The sequence below is a fragment of the Mesorhizobium sp. LCM 4576 genome, assembly GCF_001854815.1.
Classification (GTDB): Bacteria; Pseudomonadota; Alphaproteobacteria; order Rhizobiales; family Rhizobiaceae; genus Mesorhizobium; species Mesorhizobium plurifarium.
The window spans coordinates 492,788-509,598 of sequence record NZ_MDDT01000024.1 but is presented as its reverse complement, the minus strand read 5'-3'; the positions used below and the strand labels follow the sequence as shown (position 1 = coordinate 509,598).

General features: G+C 64.3%; 11 protein-coding genes. 7 read left to right on the top strand and 4 right to left on the bottom strand.

What is annotated here, in order from left to right; genetic code table 11:
• Positions 1 to 93 precede the first annotated feature (93 nt).
• From hemH to LCM4576_RS15425, 3 genes are all read left to right on the top strand, one after another.
• On the top strand, positions 94 to 1,158 hold the full coding sequence (gene hemH, locus LCM4576_RS15435; protein WP_071032931.1) for a ferrochelatase: 1,065 nt from the start codon (positions 94 to 96) through the stop codon (positions 1,156 to 1,158).
• A 135-nt stretch (positions 1,159 to 1,293) separates the two neighbouring features.
• Positions 1,294 to 2,244, top strand: coding sequence for an SPFH domain-containing protein (locus tag LCM4576_RS15430; RefSeq protein WP_071032929.1), 951 nt, complete (start codon positions 1,294 to 1,296; stop codon positions 2,242 to 2,244).
• A 118-nt stretch (positions 2,245 to 2,362) separates the two neighbouring features.
• Complete coding sequence (locus LCM4576_RS15425; RefSeq protein ID WP_071032927.1) at positions 2,363 to 2,827, top strand: NfeD family protein; 465 nt, start codon at positions 2,363 to 2,365, stop codon at positions 2,825 to 2,827.
• 50 nt (positions 2,828 to 2,877) lie between these two features.
• On the opposite strand, the gene LCM4576_RS15420 is transcribed toward LCM4576_RS15425, so the two are convergent.
• Positions 2,878 to 3,879 (bottom strand): SIS domain-containing protein, encoded by a 1,002-nt coding sequence (locus tag LCM4576_RS15420; protein ID WP_071032925.1) that lies wholly within the window; start codon positions 3,877 to 3,879, stop codon positions 2,878 to 2,880.
• A 160-nt stretch (positions 3,880 to 4,039) separates the two neighbouring features.
• Here LCM4576_RS15420 and LCM4576_RS15415 point away from each other — a divergent pair, with 160 nt between their 5' ends.
• Positions 4,040 to 5,842: an outer membrane beta-barrel protein gene (locus tag LCM4576_RS15415; RefSeq protein ID WP_071032923.1), complete on the top strand. Its 1,803-nt coding sequence runs from the start codon at positions 4,040 to 4,042 to the stop codon at positions 5,840 to 5,842.
• Positions 5,843 to 5,924: 82 nt separating this feature from the next.
• Here LCM4576_RS15415 and galU read toward each other — a convergent pair whose 3' ends face one another.
• Positions 5,925 to 6,830: a UTP--glucose-1-phosphate uridylyltransferase GalU gene (gene galU / locus LCM4576_RS15410; RefSeq protein WP_071032921.1), complete on the bottom strand. Its 906-nt coding sequence runs from the start codon at positions 6,828 to 6,830 to the stop codon at positions 5,925 to 5,927.
• Between the two features lie 235 nt (positions 6,831 to 7,065).
• On the opposite strand from galU, the gene LCM4576_RS15405 reads away from it, so the two are divergent.
• The 3 genes from LCM4576_RS15405 to LCM4576_RS15395 all read left to right on the top strand — a co-directional run bounded on the left by LCM4576_RS15405 (position 7,066) and on the right by LCM4576_RS15395 (position 10,216).
• The gene (locus tag LCM4576_RS15405; RefSeq protein ID WP_071033160.1) at positions 7,066 to 8,286 is read left to right on the top strand and encodes a lytic murein transglycosylase; all 1,221 of its coding nucleotides are present in this window, start codon (positions 7,066 to 7,068) and stop codon (positions 8,284 to 8,286) included.
• 221 nt (positions 8,287 to 8,507) lie between these two features.
• Positions 8,508 to 9,722 carry a DUF459 domain-containing protein gene (locus tag LCM4576_RS15400; RefSeq protein ID WP_071032919.1) on the top strand — a complete coding sequence of 405 codons (1,215 nt, stop codon included), beginning with the start codon at positions 8,508 to 8,510 and terminating at the stop codon, positions 9,720 to 9,722.
• An 86-nt stretch (positions 9,723 to 9,808) separates the two neighbouring features.
• On the top strand, positions 9,809 to 10,216 hold the full coding sequence (locus LCM4576_RS15395; RefSeq protein WP_071032916.1) for an MAPEG family protein: 408 nt from the start codon (positions 9,809 to 9,811) through the stop codon (positions 10,214 to 10,216).
• 153 nt (positions 10,217 to 10,369) lie between these two features.
• Here LCM4576_RS15395 and LCM4576_RS15390 read toward each other — a convergent pair whose 3' ends face one another.
• Complete coding sequence (locus tag LCM4576_RS15390; protein WP_071032914.1) at positions 10,370 to 11,824, bottom strand: glutamate synthase subunit beta; 1,455 nt, start codon at positions 11,822 to 11,824, stop codon at positions 10,370 to 10,372.
• A 140-nt stretch (positions 11,825 to 11,964) separates the two neighbouring features.
• A complete protein-coding gene (gltB, locus tag LCM4576_RS15385; protein WP_071032912.1) occupies positions 11,965 to 16,701 on the bottom strand; it encodes a glutamate synthase large subunit in 4,737 nt (1,578 codons plus the stop codon).
• Positions 16,702 to 16,811: the final 110 nt, after the last annotated feature.

Below are 16,811 nucleotides of genomic sequence, written 5' to 3'. Positions count from 1 at the left end.
TTTTCCAGGCCCAAACACGATAAGGTGCGGCCAGACGCGGCATTGAAACCCGGCAGGGCATCGCTAGTTTCGCGGCGCGACCGGAGATTGTTGATGACGCTTGCCACCCCCACCGATGCCAGAACCGCGAAGGCCGCCGGCCCGCAGCCGTCGGGCGCCGCGCCGGTCAGGCCGGGCAAGATCGRCATCATGCTGGTCAATCTCGGCACGCCCGACGGCACCGACTTCAAGCCGATGTGGCGCTACCTGCGCGAGTTCCTCTCCGACCCGCGCGTCATCGAGCTCAACAAGGCGGTCTGGTACCCGATTCTCTACGGGCTGGTGCTGACCACCCGGCCGAAGAAGTCCGGCGCCAACTACGCCCGTATCTGGAACCGGGAGATGAACGAGTCGCCGCTGCGCACATTCACCCGCGCTCAAGGTGAGAAGCTGGCCGCCGCGCTCGCCGACCTGCCCGATGTGGTGGTCGACTGGGCGATGCGCTACGGCAATCCCTCGACGRCAAGCGTCGTCCAGAGACTGGTCGAGCAGGGCTGCGAGCGCATTCTCACCTTCCCGCTCTACCCGCAATATTCGGCGACGACGACGGCCACGGCTAACGACCAATTGTTCCGCGCGCTGATGCAGATCAGGCACGCGCCGGCGATCCGCAGCGTGCCGCCCTACTACGACGAGCCGGTCTATATCGAGGCGCTTGCCCGCTCGATCGAGAAGCACATCGCGACGCTCGATTTCGCGCCGGAAGTGGTGATCACCTCCTATCACGGCATCCCCAAACCCTATTCCGACAAGGGCGACCCCTACCAGTCGCATTGCCTGGAGACGACGCGGCTGCTGCGGGAGAGGCTCGGCTGGGACGAGAACAAGCTCATCACCACTTTCCAGTCGCGTTTCGGCGCGCAGGAATGGCTGCAGCCCTATACCGACGTCACGGTCGAGAAACTGGCCAAGGACGGCGTGAGATCCATCGCCATCGTCAATCCGGGCTTCTCCGTCGACTGCATAGAGACGCTGGACGAGATCGGCCGCGAAGCGGCCGAAACCTTCCATCACGCCGGCGGCAAGAACTTCGCCCATATCCCTTGTCTCAACGACAGCGCCGAAGGCATGGCGGTGGTCGAAGCGCTGGTGCGGCGCGAGCTTTCCGGCTGGGTGTGACCGGCTTCACCGACAGGCTTTGAAGCTGCTGCGCAAAACCCGCCGCTAAGCGATATTGGCGATCACCTGATTGTAACGTTGCGGAAACACACTTAATTGATTCCGTGAGGTCGCCGCCTTTGAGGGAGAAACGAAATGGGCTTCAGCGGTTTCGATATTGCCATCATTGTTCTTGTTTTTCTGGTCATCATTCTGCTTTTCAAGGGCATCAGGACGGTGCCGCAAGGTTACAATTACACCGTGGAGCGCTTCGGCCGTTACACCAAGACGCTGACTCCCGGCCTCAACATCATCAACCCGATCTTCGAGCGTGTCGGCGCCAAGATGAACATGATGGAGCAGGTGCTCGACGTCCCGACGCAGGAGATCATCACCCGCGACAACGCCATCGTCGGGGTCGACGGCGTCGCCTTCTACCAGGTGCTGAACGCCGCCCAAGCCGCTTACCAGGTCRCCGGGCTGCAGAACGCCATCCTCAATCTCACCATGACCAATATCCGCACCGTCATGGGCTCGATGGATCTCGACGAATTGCTCTCGAACCGCGATGYGATCAACGAGCGGCTGCTGCGTGTCGTCGACGAGGCGGCGCACCCGTGGGGCATCAAGATCACCCGCGTCGAGATCAAGGACATCAACCCGCCGGCAAATCTGGTGGAATCGATGGGCCGCCAGATGATGGCCGAACGCGACAAGCGCGCCCAGATCCTGGCCGCCGAAGGCCTGAAGCAGTCGCAGATCCTCGAAGCCGAGGGCCGCAGGGAAGCCGCCTTCCGCGACGCCGAGGCGCGCGAGCGTTCGGCCGAGGCCGAAGCCAAGGCGACGCAGGTCGTGTCGGAAGCCATCGCCAAGGGCGACGTGCAGGCGATCAACTACTTCGTCGCGCAGAAATACACCGAGGCCTTGGCCAAGATCGGCTCGTCAAGCAACAATAAGATCGTACTGATGCCGTTCGAGGCCTCGTCGCTGATCGGCTCGCTCGGCGGCATCGGCGAGATCGCCCGCGAAGTCTTCAAGGGCGACGGCCCATCCGGCACGCCGCGGCAGGGCTCGCGTCCGCCGGTCGTGCGGCAGACCGACAGTTGAGGTGACCGCCGCAATTCCAGGGTGACACGGTTTTCCGTCCGGAATTGCGGCAAACAGAGAAATAGGACGGTTCCTCGTTTCCGTGAAACGAGGAACTGCTCCGGGTGKGAGAACATCGATGATCGACCGCATCGTTTCGGAACTCGGACCGTGGAACTGGATGGTTCTCGGCATCGTGCTCCTGGTGATGGAAGTCGTGGCGCCAGGCGTGTTCATGCTGTGGATCGGCATCGCCGCGCTGATCATCGGCGCCRTGTCGCTGGCGATCTGGGACGCGGCCTTCTGGACCTGGCAGGTTCAGGTCCTGGCCTTCCTCGTGCTGGCCGTCGTCTCGGCCTATATCGGCCGGCAGATCRCCGTCAGCCGGGAGGGCAGCGTCGACCAGCCGCTGCTCAACCGCCGCGGCGCGCAGATGGTCGGCCGCACGGCGACCCTGGCCGAGCCGATCAAGAACGGCCGCGGCCGCATCCGGCTCGGCGACACGCTGTGGCGCGTCTCCGGTCCGGACCTGCCGGTCGGCGCGCAAGTACGCGTGACCGGAGCGGCGGATACCGATCTGGAGCTGATTGTCGAGGCGATCTGAGCCGAGACAGATCAAGATTTCGGGCCGGTTCGGCCTGAAATCATCCGGCGTCAGGCTGCGCCAATGCGCAGCAGGTCGTGCAAATGCACCAGTCCGACCGGGCGTCTGCCCTCGACGACCATCAGGCTGGTGATGGCGGAGGTGTTGATCGTCTGCAGCGCCGTCGCCACCAGCGTGTCGGGATTTGCGGTCTTCGGATTCTTCGTCATCACCTGATCGACGCTCATAGAAAGCAGGTCGCTGGCGATGTGCCGGCGGATGTCGCCGTCGGTGATGATGCCGGCCAGCGCGCCGTCGGCGTCGGTGATCGCCACGCAGCCGAACCCCTTGCGCGACAGTTCCAGGATCGCGTCGCGCATTCCGGTGCCCAGCGGCACCAGCGGCAGCCTTTCGCCCACATGCATGATCTCGCGCAGTTGGGTCAGGTTGGCGCCAAGCTGTCCGCCCGGATGGAAGGTGCGGAAATGATCCGGCGTGAAACCGCGCGCCTCGAGCAGCGCGATCGCCAGCGCATCGCCCATAACGAGCTGCAGCAGGGCGGAGGTTGTGGGAGCCAGCCCGTGCGGGCAGGCCTCCGGTACCGCCGGCAGCAGCAGCACGACATCGGCGGCTCGCGCCAGCGCGGAGCTCTCGCCCGAGGTGATGGCAATCAGTGGAATGGAAAAACGCCTGGAATAGGCGACGATGCCCATCAATTCCTTGCTCTCGCCCGACCAGGACATGGCGATGATTGCGTCGTCCCGGGCGATCATGCCGAGATCGCCGTGATTGGCTTCCGCCGGATGGACGAAGAAGGYCGGCGTGCCCGTCGAGGCAAGTGTGGCGGCGATCTTGGAGCCGATGTGGCCGCTCTTGYCGACGCCGGTGACGATGACGCGGCCTTCGATCCGAGAGATCAGGTCGATCGCGGCGGCAAAAGGCTCGGACAGCCCGTTTGCGAGAGCGGCCGCAAGGGCCGCCACGCCGGCCTGCTCCGTCGCCACTGTTCTCAGCGCCGATTCGATCGCGGCCTGCCTGTCCGGCCGCTTTCTTTCTGGGGACCCCGCATGCATGGGCGAAGCGATTAGCGCTTTGCCGCGCCCCTGTCCAACGGAATTGCCTAAGGCCTCTGATTGGAGGGGCTCCGAGGCGGCTCTCTCAACCCTCCGTTAACCATCCGCATTTACGGTTCGGTAAGTATGGCGCAACCGCGCCGCGCAAGCAGTGGTGACGATGTCCGGGGGCCAGCCTGAAACGAAAAACGGTCGGAAGGGCATTGCCGTTGCAGCACTGCTGCTGACGGCAAGCGCGCTTGCCCTGCTGCGTCCGGCGCCTGCATTTTCGCAGGAAACCGAGCTGCGCGGCGAGGTCTCCGAATCGGCCATACTCGCCGACCAGCAGCGCAAGGCGAGGCAGTTGCGGGCGCAAGGGTCGCTGGATCAGACACCGCCTGCGACCGCGGCCGCCCAGGACTCGGCACCGACGATCTATCAACCGGCAAGYCCCGGTGCCGTTCCCGATGACGATCAGACGGCGGGCGCGACGGACAGCATCTTCGACCAGCCGCAGGCAACGGACGATCCACTGGCCGATACGACGAAGCCGGCAAAACCGCGCCGGCCCTCGACGGCCGCTCAGCGTGCTCAGGACGCCAAGACCGACACCAAGGCGAACACCAAGACCGCCGACAAGAAGAAGGCCAAGAAGAAGGCGGGCGAGGCTACCGACAACACCACCACTGCCGCGACCGCCTCCACAGGCGACAAGGCTGACGCGGCAGCGGCCGAGGACGACGGCAGCAATCGCCGCGCCGTCACCATCGACAGCGTCGACAAGCAGAAGCTCGACCCGGGCCAGGAGCGCACCGGATCGATCGATGGACAGAAGGTCAAGCCGGAGGAAGATCCCTTCGCTGCTCCCGGTGTCAAGGTCGGCACCTTTGTGTTCCGGCCAACGCTGGAGCAAGGCTTCACCGCGACGTCCAATGCCGATTCCAGCAGCACCGGCAAATCCGCGGTTCTGTCCGAGACGGCGCTGCGTTTCACCGCGACTTCCGACTGGCGCGAGAATTCGGCTCTGATCACCGGCTACGGCCAGTTCCGCAACACCGTCTCGGGCGAAAAGATCAACGATGCGCAGGGCCGCATCGAAGGCCAGCTCAATGTCGATCTCGACAACGAGCTGCGCGCCATCGCCAAGCTCGGCTATGAGGCAGCACCGGAATCGGCCTCCTCGCCGGATGCGATCGCCGGCGTCACCTCGCAGCCGCTGCGCCAGACCGTGGACGGCAGCCTGGGTCTTGAAAAGAGTGTCGGCAAGATGCGTTACGCGCTGACCGGCGCGGTCTCGCATGACTTCTACGGCGACGCCAATCTCTCAAACGGCACCACGGTCTCGCAGAAGGATCGCAACAACACGCTCTACACCGGCACCTTGCGCACCGGCTATGAGATCTCACCGGCACTCACGCCCTTCACGGAAGTCGAAGTCGGCCGCAGGGTCTATGATCAGCGTCTCGATACCGACGGCTTTGAGCGCTCTTCGAAGCGGCTCGGGGCTCGCGCCGGCGTCGAGCTCGATATGGGCGAGAAGCTATCGGGTGAATTCTCCGTCGGCTGGTTACGCGAGGCGCTCGACGACAGCCGCCTCCCGGCAATCGCCGGGCCGTCCATCAATGCCGACCTCAAATGGTCGCCCGAGCGCGGCACCATCATCGGKCTCACCGGCAAGACCGATGTCGAGACCACCACGACGGCGGGCGAGAGCGGCGATATCCTCTACTCCGGCCGTCTGACCGGCGAGCGCCAGATCCGCGCCAATCTGACGGCGAACTCGGCGCTTGGCCTCGACTGGCGCGACTACACCGGCTCCGACGGCCACGATCTGGTCCTGAGCGCTGAGGCCGGGCTGACCTGGTGGCTGAACCGCTATGCCGGCCTCACCACCAAGGTGCGGACGGAGAAGCTGACCAGCAACCTGCCTGGACGCGACTATACGGCCAACAGCGTCTATCTCGGACTGAAGGTCCAGCGCTGAAGAGTAGCGGCAATGGCCGTGAGCACCGGAAGCGCAGGAACCTGCCGTTCGCAGACCGGCCTCACCTGAATATCGGCATAGGCTAGAACGCCGCGCCGCGGCGCTCCGCCGGCCGCACCTCGTCGAGCAGCGTGCGGATGACGCCGGCCATGCTTCCGTTCATGTCGCTGCGCCATAGCGCGAAGGCGACATTGGCTTCGACGAAACCTTCCGGCGAGCCGCAATCGAAAGTGCGCCCCTTGTAGTGATAGCCGTAGAAGGGCTGCTGTTTCTCCAGCTTCAGCATCGCGTCGGTCAGCTGGATTTCGTTGCCGGCGCCGCGTTCCTGGCTTTCCAGGATGCCGAAGATTTCCGGCTGCAGGATGTAGCGGCCGTTGATGAAGAGGTTGGACGGCGCGGTGCCCTGTTTCGRCTTCTCCACCATGCCGGTGATGCGGAAGCCGTGATGGGTGTCCTCGCCGCGGCCGACAATGCCGTATTTATGCGCTTCCGCCGGATCGCATTCCTGCACGGCGATGATGTTGTTGCCGGTCTCGGCATAGAGCTCGACCATGTCCTTCATGCAGCTCTTTTCCGACTGCATGATCATGTCCGGCAAAAGCAAGGCGAACGGCTCGTTGCCGACCAGCTCGCGGGCGCACCAGACGGCGTGGCCGAGGCCCATCGGCACCTGCTGGCGCGTGAAGCTGGTCTGTCCCGGCGCCGGCTGCAACCGCTGCAGGCGGGCGAGCTGGTCGTCCTTGCCGCGCTGGGCGAGCGTGTCATAGAGCTCGAACTGGACGTCGAAATGGTCTTCGATGACCGCCTTGTTACGCCCGGTCACGAAAATGAAATGCTCGATGCCGGCCTCGCGCGCCTCGTCGACCACATACTGGATGACCGGCCGGTCGACGACGGTCAGCATCTCCTTCGGGATGGCCTTGGTGGCCGGGAGGAACCGCGTGCCGAGGCCGGCCACCGGGAAAACTGCCTTGCGAACGCGCTTCATGCTGACACCCCTGCGTTTGAGCCAATTATCCGCTCGGCGGCACGCTCCGCAATCCCCCCGAACATTTTCACGGCGGAATCATTTTCACGCCGGAATGTTGGATTAACGGCAAGCGTTCAATGTGAGAGCTAAAGCCGCGATACCTCTTTTCGTTCCCGGCGGCACCTATGGTAAACTAAATACTAACCCGGTTCGGCGTTGAATGATCCTTCCTGATTTGACGAAGGAGGAAATGATGTCCGTTCGCAACACCGCGAGGCGCCTGACGGCACTGATGACGGCCGCCGGCCTCACGCTGGCCTTGCTGATGCCCGCCGRTCCCGCTTTCGCCGATGCCGGGTTCCGCCAATGGGTCGCGGGCTTCCGCTCCACCGCGGTGGCGGGCGGCGTTTCGGGCGCTGTCTACGATCAATCCATGAGAGGCATCGAGCCCGATCCGGTCGTGCTGGAAAAGGCCCGCACCCAGCCGGAATTCACCRCGCCCGCCTGGGACTATTTCGACAACCGCGTGCACGACCAGGCGGTGGCCAACGGCCAGGCGATGGCACGCAAATGGAAGCCGTGGCTCGATCGCATCGAGGCGCGGTTTGGTGTCGACCGCAACATCCTTCTGGCCATCTGGTCGATGGAATCGAATTATGGCGAGACGCTCAAGCGCGACGACATCATGCGCAACGTCATCCGTTCGCTGGCCACCCTTGCCTATGGCGATCCCAAGCGTTCGAAATATGCCCGCACCCAGTTGATCGCGGCGCTGAAGATCCTGCAGACCGGCGACATCGACGAGAGCCATCTGATGGGCTCCTGGGCCGGCGCGATGGGTCAGACCCAGTTCATTCCGACCAGCTATCAGCGCTATGCGTTCGACATGGACGGCAACGGCAGGCGCGACATCTGGAATTCGATCCCCGACGCGCTGGCGACCTCCGCCAACCTTTTGAAAAGGAATGGCTGGCAGGCGGGCAAGACGTGGGGCTATGAGGTAACCATACCCGCCGGCAAGCTGCCCGGCGGCGCAAAGACGATCGCGCAGTGGYAGGCGCTCGGCGTCGTCAGGGCCAATGGCAAACCGTTCAGGAACCTGACCGACAAGGCGACGCTGAAAGTGCCCGACGGCCGGGGCGGCCCCGCCTTCCTGATGATCAGGAACTTCTCGGTCATCAAGGCCTACAACAATGCCGACAAATACGCTTTGGCCGTCGGCCYGCTCGCCGATGAGATCGCCGGCGGCACCGGCCTTGTGCAGGACTGGCAGCGGCCCTTCACCAAGCTCAGCTTCGAGGAAAGGCAGGAACTGCAGAAGCGGCTTTCCGAGCACGGCTATTACGACGGCAAGTTCGACGGCAAGATCGGCGACGGCTCAAAGGCCGCCATCATGGCCTATCAGGCCAAGGTCGGCTTGACCCAGGATGGCTATCCGAGTCTGGAAGTGCTCAAATGGCTCCGCAAGCGGTAGCTGAGCCGCTCTGATGCATGTCGCCCAAAAGTGCGCAGCGGTTTTGGGGGAACGACATGCATCAAACAAAGACTTAAGGCGCGTCGACTGAATCCGTTTCAGCGCGACGCGCTTTAAGGCGCCAGGCATCCTTTCAAAGACGGCTAGGATGCTGTAGCGCTTCGGCTTGCGCATGACTTTGCCCATGTCTGCCTGTCATGCGCCAAGGATGGAGAGGGTGTTTGGTTTCGGTTGTGCGTATCAGGCAGAGCATTCGCCGGGCGCCCATCCTGATTCTAGCCCTTGCGGTGCTTGTCGTCACCGCCGCCGGCGCCTTCCACGCTCCTGCGTTCGCGCAGGAGGAAAGCCGTGGCTGGTCGCTGCGCGACCTTCTGTTCCCGCGCCGCAGCGAACGCATCGAACCGCCGGTCGAAGTCCAGAAACCAAGGCCGAAACCCAAGAAGAAACCCAAGCCGCGCCCGCCGGYGGAACCGGAAACGCCGATCGTCGAGAAGACGAACGACGCCCGGGTCGTGCTGGTGGTCGGCGATTTTTTGGCGGGCGGGCTGGCGGAGGGCCTGGACACGGCCTTTGCCGACAATCCCGCCGTCAGGATCGTCGCCCGCGCCAACGGGTCGTCCGGCTTCGTTCGTGACGATGTCTACAATTGGCCGACCCAGATCAAATCGCTGATCGAAACCGAGAAACCGGCGGCCGTGATCGTCATGCTGGGTTCCAACGACCGCCAGCAGATGAAGGTCGGCGACGTGCGCGAGCAGCCGCGCTCGGAGAACTGGACCAAGGAATACGAGCGCCGCACCGATGCGTTCGGCAAGGCCCTACAAGACACCAAAGTGCCGTTCCTTTGGGTTGGCATGCCGGCTTTCGGTGTGTCGAAGATGAACTCCGACATGCTCGCCTTCAACGACATCTATCATTCGGCCGCCCAGAAACACGGCGGCGAGTTCGTCGATGTCTGGGACGGCTTCGTCGACGAGAACGGCGCTTTCGTCACCTCCGGTCCGGACATCAACGGCCAGCCGGTGCGCCTGCGTTCCGACGACGGCATCAACGTCACCAAGGCCGGCAAGCGCAAGCTCGCCTTCTACACGGAAAAGCCGTTGGCAAAGATACTCGGCCTGGCGGCGCCCGGAAGCATCACGACCGTGTCGGCGCCGGCCGGCGCCCCGGTGGAGGCGCCGAAGCCGGCCGCCGCGCCCGTCATCGTCGACCGCACTGCGCCGATGCTGCTCGGCGACCCGGCGCTCGACGGCGGCACCGAGCTGCTCGGCGCGACGCAACCGGCCAGGGCCGATCCGAACCTGCCCGGCGAAAAGCTGATCCTGGAAGGCAAGGCGCCGACGGCCTCGCCCGGCCGCGCCGACGATTTTTCCTGGCCGCCGAAGCCGCCGGCGACGGCAGCTGTCGAATCCGGCCCGACACCGTCAACTCCTTGACCGACGTTCCGGCGTAGCGGCAATTTCGCGCCGAGCCGAACAATGGCATTATTAGATTTGGCCGAAGTCAAAGTCGGGGGACGAATATGTCGGCAACGGGCTATGCCTTGCTTGGGTTCGTGACTTGGACCCTCTTATTGCTCATATGGATGGAAATCCTGCGCACCCATCTCGTGGTGAGCGGCCGCATCCTTGCGAATGGCTTTGCACCGGACAACGCCGGCCTTTCGCCCTTCCTGCAGCGGCTGGCGCGCGCCCACGCCAATTGCATCGAAGGCCTTCCCATATTCGGAGGTCTCATGGCCCTGGCCATGATGAGTTCGCGCACCGCGATTACCGACCCGCTCGCATATTGGTTTCTCGGCGCGCGTCTGATGCAGTCGGCCATTCATCTGACGTCGACAAGTCCGATCGCCGTCAAGGCTCGATTCTCGGCGTTCGCGGTCCAGATGGCTATCGGCCTCTATTGGGCGATAAAGCTGCTGCTCAGCTAAAGCATATCTCCCGAAAGCGGGAACCGGTTTCGGGATGAAGACATGCGTAAAATCAAAACTTAAATGCTTGGAGCGAATCTGAAAGATCGCGACGCGCTTTAGGGCGTCTCACCATTTCCGTGAAACGGTGAAACGCTCTAATGGATCGCCGCTTCAGCGCGGCAGCACCGTCGATCCCATCAGCGCCTCGTCGATCGAGCGCGCCGCCTGGCGACCCTCGCGAATCGCCCACACCACCAGCGACTGGCCGCGGCGCACGTCGCCCGCCGCGTAGAGCTTGTCGACGCTGGTCTTGTAGTCGCGGTCGTTCGCCTCGACATTCCTGGAGCGGCGGCTGTCGGTGACGACCTTGATCTTGCCGTCGAGCTCTTTCATCAGGCTGTCGCTCGCCGGACCAGCAAAGCCGATGGCGATGAAGGCGAGATCGGCGCGGATGACGAACTCCGTGCCGGGGATCGGCTTGCGCTTGTCGTCGACCTCGCAGCAGCGCACACCCGTCAGTTGGCCGTCCTCGCCGATGAATTCGAGCGTCGCCACCTGGAATTCGCGCTCGGCCCCCTCCGCTTGCGAGGAGGACGTGCGCATCTTCGTCGCCCAATAGGGCCAGACCGCGAGCTTGTCTTCCTTCTCCGGCGGCTGCGGGCGGATGTCGAGCTGGGTCACGCGCACCGCGCCCTGGCGGAAGGCGGTGCCGATGCAGTCGGACGCGGTGTCGCCGCCGCCAACCACGACGACATGCTGGCCGCCGGCGATGATCGGGTGTGAAGGCCAGGCCACCGATTGAATCGGCTCGCCGCCGACGCGGCGGTTCTGCTGCACGAGATAGGGCATGGCGTCATAGACGCCGCTGAGGTCGCTGCCCGGAATACCGGCCGGGCGCGGCGTCTCGGAGCCGCCGCAATAGAGCACCGCGTCGAACTCCTCGATGAGATCGGCCACCTTCATGTCGACGCCGACATTGACGCCGCAATGGAAGGTGACGCCCTCGCCCTGCATCTGCTCGATGCGCCGGTCGATATAGTGCTTCTCGATCTTGAAGTCGGGGATGCCGTAGCGCATCAGCCCGCCGGGCCGGCTCTCGCGCTCATAGACATGCACGTCATGGCCGGCGCGGCCGAGCTGCTGAGCCGCCGCCATGCCGGCCGGGCCGGAGCCGATGACGGCGACACGCTTGCCCGTCTTCTTTTCCGGCGGATAGGGCCGGATGTGGCCGGTCTCGTAGGCCTTGTCGGCGATCGCTTGCTCGACCGTCTTGATGGCGACCGGAATGTCCTCGAGGTTCAGTGTGCAGGCTTCCTCGCAAGGCGCCGGGCAGATGCGGCCGGTGAACTCCGGGAAATTGTTTGTCGAATGCAGGTTGCGGATCGCGCTGTCCCAGTCGCCATTGTAGACGAGGTCGTTCCAATCCGGGATCTGGTTGTGGATCGGGCAGCCCGTCGGTCCATGGCAATACGGGATGCCGCAATCCATGCAGYGCGCGGCCTGTTTCTCGACCTCCTTGTCCGACATCGGCAGCGTGAATTCGCGGAAATGCCGGATGCGGTCGGAAGCCGGCTGGTACTTGTGCACCTGCCGGTCGATCTCGAGAAAGCCTGTTACCTTGCCCATAGTCCAGTCCCTGCTGTCCGAAGGCACGCTTTTGCAGCGCACCCGTTAACCCCATAAGGCCGCCAGGGCAACCGAAGTCCGGGGTCAGGATTGTTGGTGAGGATGGCGGCCGGTGACCATCTCTCCGGCCTGCCCAACGCTTATTCCGCCGCCACGCTCATGCGCATGCGTTCCATCTCGATCAGCGCGCGGCGGTATTCCACCGGCATGATTTTTCGGAATTTCGGCCGGAAGTTCTGCCAGTCGTCCAGGATCTCGCGGCCACGCACCGAACCGGTGAAATGCACGTGGTTCGAGATCAGCTGGTAGAGCCGTTCCTCGTCATGGCTGGTCATGTCGCCCGAGACGTCGACGCGACCCTTGTGGTCGAGGTCGCCGCCGTGATGGAGCAGTTTCTCCATCAGGTCGTCCTCTTCCGGGACCGGCTCGAGTTCGACCATCGCCATGTTGCAGCGCTCGGCGAAATCGCCCTTCTCGTCCAGCACATAGGCGACGCCGCCCGACATACCGGCCGCGAAGTTGCGTCCGGTCTTGCCGAGCACGACGACGATGCCGCCGGTCATGTACTCGCAGCCATGGTCGCCGACGCCTTCGACGACGGCGGCCACGCCGGAATTGCGCACGGCGAAGCGCTCGCCGGCGACGCCGGCGAAATAAGCCTCGCCCTCGGTGGCGCCGTAAAGCACCGTGTTGCCGACGATGATCGATTCAGCGGCGACGATCTTGGCTTCCTCCGGCGGGCGGATGACGATGCGGCCCCCCGACAGACCCTTGCCGACATAGTCGTTGCCGGCGCCGACCAGTTCGAAGGAGACGCCGCGCGCCAGGAACGCGCCGAAGGACTGGCCGGCGGTGCCGGTGAGCTTGACGGTGATCGTATCCTCGCGCAGGCCCTTGTGCTTGAAGCGCTTGGCGACCTCGCCCGACAGCATGGCGCCGGTAGAGCGGTCGACATTGCGGATCGGCAGCTCGATGGTGACGGGCTGCTTGGCTTCGAGCGCGGGCTTCGCCAGCTCGATCAGCTTGCGGTCGAGCACGTCGTCGATCGGATGCTTCTGCCGTTCGGTCCAGTGCAGCGCCTCGTGCGGCGCGTCGGGCTTGTAAAACATCTTCGAGAAGTCGAGCCCGCGCGCCTTCCAGTGCTGGATCACGTCGCGCTTTTCCAGGAGATCGCTGTCGCCGATGATCTGGTCGAGATGGGTGTAGCCCATTTCGGCAAGCAGCGCCCGCACCTCTTCCGCCACATAGAAGAAGAAGTTGATGACGTGCTCGGGCGTGCCCTTGAAGCGCTTGCGCAGCACCGGATCCTGCGTCGCCACGCCGACGGGGCAGGTGTTGAGATGGCACTTGCGCATCATGATGCAGCCGGCCGCGATCAGCGGCGCGGTCGAGAAGCCGAACTCGTCGGCGCCGAGCAGCGCGCCGATGATGACGTCGCGCCCGGTGCGCAGGCCGCCATCGACCTGCAGCGCGACGCGCGAACGCAAGCCGTTGAGCACCAGCGTCTGATGCGTCTCGGCGAGGCCCATTTCCCACGGGCTGCCGGCATGCTTGAGYGAGGTCAGCGGCGAAGCGCCGGTGCCGCCGTCATAGCCCGAGATGGTGATGTGGTCGGCGCGCGCCTTGGCGACGCCCGCCGCGACTGTGCCGACGCCGACTTCCGACACCAGCTTGACCGAGACGTCGGCCGCCGGATTGACGTTCTTCAGGTCGTAGATCAACTGCGCCAGATCCTCGATCGAATAGATGTCGTGATGCGGCGGCGGCGAGATCAAGCCGACGCCGGGCGTCGAGTGCCTGACCTTGGCGATGGTGGCGTCGACCTTGTGCCCAGGCAGCTGGCCGCCCTCGCCGGGCTTGGCGCCTTGCGCGACCTTGATCTGCATGACGTCGGAGTTGACCAGATATTCCGCCGTGACGCCGAACCGCCCCGAGGCGACCTGCTTGATCGCCGAGCGTTCCGGATTCTTGCCGCCGCCGGGCAGCGGCAGATAGCGGTCGGCCTCTTCGCCGCCCTCGCCGGTGTTCGACTTGCCGCCGATGGCGTTCATGGCGCGCGCCAGCGTGGTGTGCGCTTCCCTGGAGATCGAGCCGAACGACATCGCCCCGGTCGAAAAACGCTTGACGATCTCGGCCGCCGGCATGACRTCGTCGATCGCGACCTTCTTGCGGCCGGTTTCCTCGGCTGTTCTGATCTTGAACAGGCCGCGGATGGTCTGCGCCCTGGCTGTGGCGCTGTCGATCTGCGCCGAATACTCCTTGAACGTGTCCCAGGAGCCCTGCCGCACGGCGTGCTGCAGGCTGGCGACCGCGTCGGGCGACCACATATGCGCCTCGCCGCGCATGCGGAACATGTACTCGCCGCCGACCTCGAGGCTATTGCGCAACACCGGATCGCTGCCGAAGGCATCGCTGTGGCGGCTGAGCGTCTCGGTGGCGATCTCGTCCAGGCCGACGCCTTCGATCAGCGTCGCCGTGCCGGTGAAATACTTCTCGACGAAATCGGACTTCAGCCCGATCGCGTCGAAGATCTGCGCGCCRCAATAGGACTGATAGGTCGAGATGCCCATCTTGGACATCACCTTGAGGATGCCCTTTCCGATCGACTTGATGTAGCGCGAGACCACCTCGTATTCGTCGACCTCTGCCGGCAGCTCGCCGCGCTTGTGCATGTCGAGCAGCGTGTCGAAGGCGAGATAAGGGTTGATCGCCTCGGCGCCGTAGCCGGCGAGGCAGCAGAAGTGATGCACTTCGCGCGGCTCGCCGGATTCCACGACGAGGCCGACCGCCGTGCGCAGRCCCTTGCGGATCAGGTGATGGTGCACCGCCGCCGTCGCCAGCAGCGAGGGAATGGCGATGCGGTCCGGACCGACCTGGCGGTCGGACAGGATGATGATGTTGTAGCCGCCCGCGACCGCCGCCTCCGCCCGTTCGCAGAGCCGGTCGATGGBGCCCTGCATGCCGGCCGCGCCCTCGTTCGAGCCGTAGGTGATGTCGATCGTCTTGGTGTCGAAACGGTCCTCGGTGTGGCCGATCGAGCGGATCTTCTCCAGATCGCCATTGGTCAGGATCGGCTGGCGCACTTCGAGCCGCTTGCGGCGCGACGTGCCGACCAGGTCGAAGATGTTCGGCCGCGGCCCGATGAACGACACCAGGCTCATCACCAGCTCCTCGCGGATCGGATCGATCGGCGGATTGGTGACCTGGGCGAAGTTCTGCTTGAAATAGGTGTAGAGCAGCTTCGACTTGTCCGACATCGCCGAGATCGGCGTGTCGGTGCCCATCGAACCCACCGCTTCCTGGCCGGTGGTGGCCATCGGCGCCATCAGGAGCTTGGTGTCTTCCTGCGTGTAGCCGAAGGACTGCTGACGATCGAGCAGGCTGACATCCTTGCGCAGCGCGCGCGGCTCGACCGGCTTCAAATCCTCCAGGATGAGCTGCGTGTTGGCGAGCCAGGTCTTGTAGGGGTGCCTGGTCGCGATCTCCGACTTGATCTCCTCGTCGGAGAYGATGCGGCCCTTGGCGAGGTCGATCAACAGCATGCGGCCGGGCTGCAGCCGCCACTTCTGCACGATCTTTTCCTCCGGCACCGGCAGCGCGCCGGCTTCCGACGCCATGATGACGCGGTCGTCGTCGGTGACGATATAGCGCGCCGGGCGCAGGCCGTTGCGGTCGAGCGTGGCGCCGATCTGGCGGCCGTCGGTGAACACCACCGCCGCAGGCCCGTCCCACGGCTCCATAAGCGCCGCATGGTACTCGTAGAAAGCCTTGCGGTCGGCGTCCATGAGCTTGTTGCCGGCCCAGGCTTCCGGGATCAGCATCATCATGGCGTGGGTGAGCGAATAGCCGCCCTGGAACAGGAACTCGAGCGCGTTGTCGAAGYACGCCGTGTCCGACTGGCCCTCATAGGAGATCGGCCAGAGCTTCGAGATGTTGTTGCCGAACAGCTCGGAATCGACCGACGCCTGGCGCGCCGCCATCCAGTTGTTGTTGCCGCGCACCGTGTTGATCTCCCCATTGTGCGCGACCATGCGGTAGGGATGCGCCAGCTTCCACGATGGGAAGGTGTTGGTCGAGAAGCGCTGGTGCACGAGGATCAGCGCCGTCTCGAAGCGCGGATCCTTGAGGTCCTTGTAATAGGCGCCGACCTGGTAGGCCAGGAACATGCCCTTGTAGACGATGGTGCGCGCCGACAGCGACACGCAATAGGCGCCGACATCCTTATTGTCGTTCTCGGCATAGATACGGCCCGAGATCACCTTGCGCAGCAGATAAAGCCGCGCCTCATATTCCTCGTCGTCCGGGATGTCGGCCGTGCGCCCGATGAACACCTGCCGGTGGAACGGTTCGGAGGCGACGATATCCGGCGCCTTCGACAGCGACGAATTGTCGACCGGCACGTCGCGGAAGCCGAGGAGCGGCAGCCCTTCCGACTGCGCCGATTCGGCGATGATCTCTTCGATATGGGCGCGCAGTGCCGCGTCCTGCGGCATGAACCAGTGGCCGACGCCATATTGGCCGGCCGGCGGCAGCTCGACGCCCCTGGCCGCCATTTCCTCGCGGAAGAAAGCGTCCGGAATCTGCACCAGCACGCCGGCGCCATCGCCGACCAGCGGGTCGGCGCCGACGGCGCCGCGATGGGTGAGGTTTTCCAGCATCGCCAGACCGTCCTCGACGATCCCGTGCGACTTCACGCCCTTCATGTTGGCGATGAAGCCGACGCCGCAGGCGTCATGCTCGTTGCGCGGATCGTAGAGGCCCTGGGCGGCAGGGCCGTTGGTGGTTCGCAGCTCTTTGGTCAGGACGGTATGTTTAACGGCTGCCGCTTTCGTCTGCGCGGCCTGGCCGTTGATCGCAGATGGCGTCAGTTCCGTCATCGTCCTATCCTCCGTTCTCCACCTTGGCCCCGACGATCTCAGGGCGCTGGTTTGCCTTGGGAAGCGAGAATGCTTCCCCTTCATCTTGCTGCACGTCTCGCGAAATCCAT